General features: G+C 56.9%; 6 protein-coding genes. 4 read left to right on the top strand and 2 right to left on the bottom strand.

Annotation, left to right across the window (positions count from 1 at the left end):
* Positions 1–82 precede the first annotated feature (82 nt).
* Positions 83–460, top strand: a complete 378-nt coding sequence (locus E1297_RS04435) for a VOC family protein (RefSeq protein WP_155134399.1) — start codon at positions 83–85, stop codon at positions 458–460.
* Between the two features lie 30 nt (positions 461–490).
* Here the strand turns inward: E1297_RS04435 and E1297_RS04430 are convergent, their stop codons facing one another.
* Entirely contained in the window at positions 491–1,015 is a 525-nt protein-coding gene (locus E1297_RS04430) for a PilZ domain-containing protein (protein WP_155134396.1), read from the bottom strand.
* 114 nt (positions 1,016–1,129) lie between these two features.
* Entirely contained in the window at positions 1,130–1,723 is a 594-nt protein-coding gene (locus tag E1297_RS04425) for a LysE family translocator (protein WP_155134393.1), read from the bottom strand.
* A gap of 682 nt (positions 1,724–2,405) precedes the next feature.
* On the opposite strand from E1297_RS04425, the gene pgi reads away from it, so the two are divergent.
* The 3 genes from pgi (at position 2,406) to E1297_RS04410 (ending at position 4,882) form a co-directional block, all read left to right on the top strand.
* The gene (pgi, locus tag E1297_RS04420) at positions 2,406–4,022 is read left to right on the top strand and encodes a glucose-6-phosphate isomerase (RefSeq protein WP_368669459.1); all 1,617 of its coding nucleotides are present in this window, start codon (positions 2,406–2,408) and stop codon (positions 4,020–4,022) included.
* A gap of 266 nt (positions 4,023–4,288) precedes the next feature.
* Complete coding sequence (locus E1297_RS04415; protein ID WP_155134390.1) at positions 4,289–4,558, top strand: glycine zipper domain-containing protein; 270 nt, start codon at positions 4,289–4,291, stop codon at positions 4,556–4,558.
* Between the two features lie 54 nt (positions 4,559–4,612).
* On the top strand, positions 4,613–4,882 hold the full coding sequence (locus E1297_RS04410) for a bacteriocin (RefSeq protein ID WP_155134387.1): 270 nt from the start codon (positions 4,613–4,615) through the stop codon (positions 4,880–4,882).
* Positions 4,883–5,136: the final 254 nt, after the last annotated feature.

The following is a 5,136-nucleotide window of genomic DNA, read 5'->3' as shown; positions in this document are numbered from 1 at the left end:
CCTTATGGCGTCATCGCCACTTTTGTGACGTTAGGCCGTATTATGCATGTTCCGATTGGCTTCAATATGCAGAGGTCTTAACATGCCATTGATCAGGCTCGATCATGTCAACATCCGGACGGCAAATCTCAAGGAGATGACGGCATGGTATGTCGATGTGCTCGGAATGCAGCTGGGTGAGAGGCCCGGCTTCCCCTTTCCCGGCGCGTGGCTTTGCATTTCCGGCACGCCGGTCGTTCATCTGATCGGGGTCGGCACCGCGCCGGAAGGCAAGGATCCGAAAATCGAGCATTTCGCGTTTGCAGCCCGGGGCAAAACTGGCTTTCTGGCGAAACTGGACAGCACCGGCACCCCCTACCGTTTGGGCAAGGTTCCCGGCGACGGCATTGTCCAGGTGAATGTGCATGATCCAGACGGCAACCACATTCACGTCGATTTTTATGGCGAGACGAACAACTGATGACGATGCCAATCGGTGTCATGCCGGTTGTCAGGAAGAGACTTCGCTCCAGTCAAGCTTCAAGCCGCCAGAAGTCTGCGTTCTCCAGGCAAATTGCCCCCGAAGCGGGCCCTTGAATCTGGGCAAGTTCAGGAGCACGTGTTCCGGAAGAGAGCCCAATCCTTCGGCAACGATCCTGCAGCCGTTTTCTCCCGCATCAACGATAGTGCCGGAGATCTCGATCTGCCCGGACCCATCTGTAATCGAGACCGGCATCGACACATCGTTTCGCCGTTCCATGCGCTTGTTCGCCACTGGCTGTGTCTTAATGGTGAAAATGATGGCAGCAGTATCTTTCTTAACCGCCATTATTTCGGCCTTGACCAAACGGGGCTCGTCTCCGATCCGCAAGGCAATCGTCTTGCCCAGCATGTGGATATCACCAGACGCCAATTGGCCGCCCCACTGGCTTACGCTGCCAAGCACTCCAGAGATGCAAAGTAATTTCTCGGGATCAAATACAAGAACCGTCTCTCTGGCACCATCCTTGTCCTGCAGGTGCGCCAGAGAGTCCATGCTTTGCCCCTTTTTCACTTCAAATCCCACTATATTACGGAATTTGATGCATCATTTTTAAAACATTTTCAACCATAACTATTACTGGCAATTACACCACCAGGGATTGAACTGTCATCGAAACTCGGCCGTAATCGCGATGGCTATGGCAATCACCATAAGTCCTGCCATGACCGCATTGATCCACGCATGTGCCCGAGGCGTCAGATCAAGCTTGTGCAGGGTTGCCCCGACAACCAGCCAGGCAAGATGTACGGGGATCCAAACCGCGTTTATGATCAGCAGCTTGACGACAGTTTCTGTAACGGGCGCGTGCGGGTAGATGGCAAACCCGACGAAAAACGCGCCGAGCTCCGCATAGGTTTTCGGGTTGATTGCCTGCAGGGCCAAACCTCCGACCACCCCGGGAGGGCGTTCAGGATGTACGATAGCCACTCTGGAACCGGAGAACGCGATTTTCGCGGCAACAAATAGCAGGTAGGCCGTCGCCGCCATCAGAAGACTGGTCCGCAAGACCGGGACCGACATCACGGCTCCTTCCAAACCCAGGACCACTGAAAGGGCAACCAAATTGAACCCGATAAGCAGACCCGCGAAGTAGCGGAAGCCCGCATGCATTCCGAAACCGGCCCCGACGCCGGCAATGGACAGAGCGCCGGGACCCGGGGTGATCAGCAGAAAAAAGGCGGCAGCAAGAAACTCAAGCATGGGACCTTTGAGCAAACCGAGTTACTAAAAAGACCGGTCGTCGCGGTCGCACAATGCCCGGTAAAGGCAGACACGGTTCCCTGCAGAGCCGTTTTGATGATAAAACAGGCTCGGCAAGTATTTGCGCACCTCCAGCGGGATTCAACTCGACAAAGAGACGGATGGATAAGAGATCTGATGCTCAGATTAATATTTTGCTTTTGATTTATTACAAATAATTCATCAGAACCATTAAACAACAAACTTAACCTGATTGATTCAGACGGGAAGTGCATCAACAAGGCAGCAAGGTCCGCTTCGCCACAAGGGTTTGACTGTCATGGGTTTGAAACCGCATTGCGGCGCGCTTGACAATTGATCCCTTGTCCCGAAATCGCGAGCCAGCTTCGATAGACACATTTTGCCTGCAAGAGCTTTCCCTGAAAAATTGCGCTTCGCTTTGAACAGCCGGTATCGTGTTGCACTTCGCGTTTGAATTCACCCTGCCCTCCCTGAGAACGGCGGGCGGACATGCTTCGAGCAAAATGGGCAATATCTTAAAAAAAAGGCGGGGCTGCTTCGGCTCCTGCCGAAGCGATGCCCAAGCGGCCTCCCCTGCGAAACCAATATGTGTTAAGGCCGCGTGGCGCTGACCAGTCTGGCCGCACCATGTTTCAATATTTAGCCGGAGGCATCCGTGACAATTTCAGATCTGCTCGCTTCTCTGACCGATCACGCCACCCGCCTGAAGCAACAAACGCTGCGGGACCTGTTCGTGTCCGACACGGACCGGTTCGACCGCTTTTCGGCCCGGCTGGACGATCTCCTGCTTGATTACAGCAAGTGCCAGATTGACGAACTTGCACGCGAACGCCTGATCCAGCTTGCGAAAGCCGCCAATGTGGACGGCCAGCGCGATGCCATGTTTGCAGGTGAAAAAATCAACGTGACGGAGAACCGTGCGGTCCTCCACACGGCCCTGCGCAACCGCTCGGACAAGCCGGTATTTGTCGACGGCGAGGATGTCATGCCCGGCATTCGGGACGTGCTCGGCGCCATGGCCGACTTTTGCGAAGCGGTGCGTTCCGGAGAACTGACCTCCACGTCCGGCCAGGCCTTTACCGATGTCGTCAATATCGGCATCGGCGGTTCGGACCTCGGCCCGGCGATGACCACTCTTGCGCTTGCGCCTTATCATGACGGGCCAGCCCTGCATTACGTCTCGAATGTGGACGGCGCTCATATCGCCGACACGCTGGAAGGCCTCGATCCGGAGACAACCCTGTTCATCGTTGCCTCCAAGACCTTCACCACCATCGAGACCATGACCAATGCCCAAACGGCCCGCAAATGGATTGCGGAGAAACTGGGGGAAGAAGCGGTCAAGGATCACTTTGCAGCCGTCTCCACGGCGCTTGACAAGGTCTCGGCATTCGGAATTCAGGAAGACCGGGTGTTCGGGTTCTGGGACTGGGTTGGCGGCCGGTATTCCATCTGGTCGGCGATCGGACTGCCATTGATGATCGCAATCGGTCCTGACGCCTTCGCCGATTTCCTCGAAGGTGCCCATGTCATGGACCTGCACTTTCAGGAGGCCCCGTTCGACCAGAACCTGCCCGTGCTTTTGGGCCTGATCGGCATCTGGCACCGGGACGTCCTCGGCTACCCCGCCCGTGCGGTCCTGCCCTACGACCAGCGTCTGTCCCGGCTTCCGGCCTATCTGCAGCAGCTCGATATGGAATCCAACGGCAAACGCGTCATGAAGGGCGGAGATCCCGTCGATATGGACACCGGACCGCTTGTCTGGGGCGAACCGGGCACCAATGGCCAACATGCGTTCTATCAGCTGCTGCATCAGGGAACGTCGGTCATCCCGTGCGAGTTCATCATCGCAGCCAGGGGACACGAGGAAGACCTGCAGCACCATCACGACCTGCTGATCGCAAATTGCCTTGCACAATCCGAGGCCTTGATGCTCGGCCGGACACTCGACGAAGCCAGAAGCCAGTTGGCGGAAAACGGGCACAGCGCCGAAGATCTTGATGCGCTTGCGCCCCACAAGGTGTTTCCGGGCAACCGTCCGTCGCTCACCCTCGTTCACGAACAATTGACGCCGTTTGCGCTTGGCCGCCTGATCGCCCTTTACGAGCATCGTGTTTTTGTCGAGGGCATCATCTGGGGCATCAACTCGTTCGACCAGTGGGGCGTCGAGCTGGGCAAGGAACTGGCCACAGCCCTTTTGCCGATGGTGCAAGGCAACCGGTCAGCAGAGACCAAAGATGCCTCCACTCGCGGACTTCTCCACGCCTTGAAGATATAACTGTTTGAGTTCGCCGTATTTTTGCCGCAGGTCTTGGTTTCATTGCGCTCATGTCAGAATTCACGAGGAACGAAGAGGCGCATGGGGCAAAACGTTGCGTCCAGCTCGGGAAATATACGGCAAGCCATTGCCGTATATGAAGAACGGATTTAACCTGCAATTGAAGCTTAACCCCGGCCCGGCGGCAATGATCACGCTGCATTGCCGGATTTAACAATCACTAGCGCTTTCATGGATGTCCTAACGTTTTTGAGGAGCCCATCGTTATGAAAAAACTGTTTGTAATCCTTGCTTCGGGTCTGTTTCTCACCGCTTGCCAATCCGACAGCCAACGTGATCGCGCCCTTGTCGGCGGCGGTCTCGGCGCTGCAACCGGTGCGGCCATCGGCGCGGCGGCAACCGGCGATGTTGGCGGCGCGCTTGCAGGGGCCGCGATTGGCGGTGCCGGCGGCGCAATCGTCGGCTCGGCCACGACACCGAAAAACTGCGTTGCCTATGACCGGAACGGTAACCCTTACCGGGTCGCGTGCCCGTAAAAACCATCACACTGTTGCCCGTCACCAAAGGGCACCATGAAACGAGGAAGTGAAATGAAGTCGCTTGTTTTTGTCGGGGCAGCTGCCCTTCTGTTGGCCGGCTGCCAGTCTGACAGCCAGCGTGACCGTGCTCTGGTCGGTGGCGGCCTTGGGGCCACGACCGGCGCGATCGTCGGTGCGGCAGCAGGCGGCGGGGCCGGCCCGGCATTGGCTGGTGCTGCAATCGGTGCAGCAGGCGGCGCCATCATCGGCTCTGCCACCACGCCCAAGAACTGCGTTGCCTATGACCAGAACGGCAACCCCTACCGCGTTGCCTGCCCGTAAGGGCCGCAGGAACCGAACAAGTGTCAATTAGAATGCACCCGGGGTGGTCTTGAACCACCCCGGGTGCATCGCTTTTTAAGGGCTCTTTTTGACAAGCCGCGCAACCGCAATGCCCAGGCCTTTGGCCGAAAATGCAAGATCCGGCCGGTGCAACAGCCAACAAGAAAAGACCTTTGCATATTGAAGCCAATCGAAACATGCGGAATATGGCCGGGAAGTCTTTTAAGGCGGAAACCGCCTTGAACGGCGTTCCG

The organism is Roseibium sp. RKSG952, from assembly GCF_009711355.1.
Note: the sequence above shows the minus strand (reverse complement) of the source record. Positions and strands in the feature narration are given on the sequence as shown.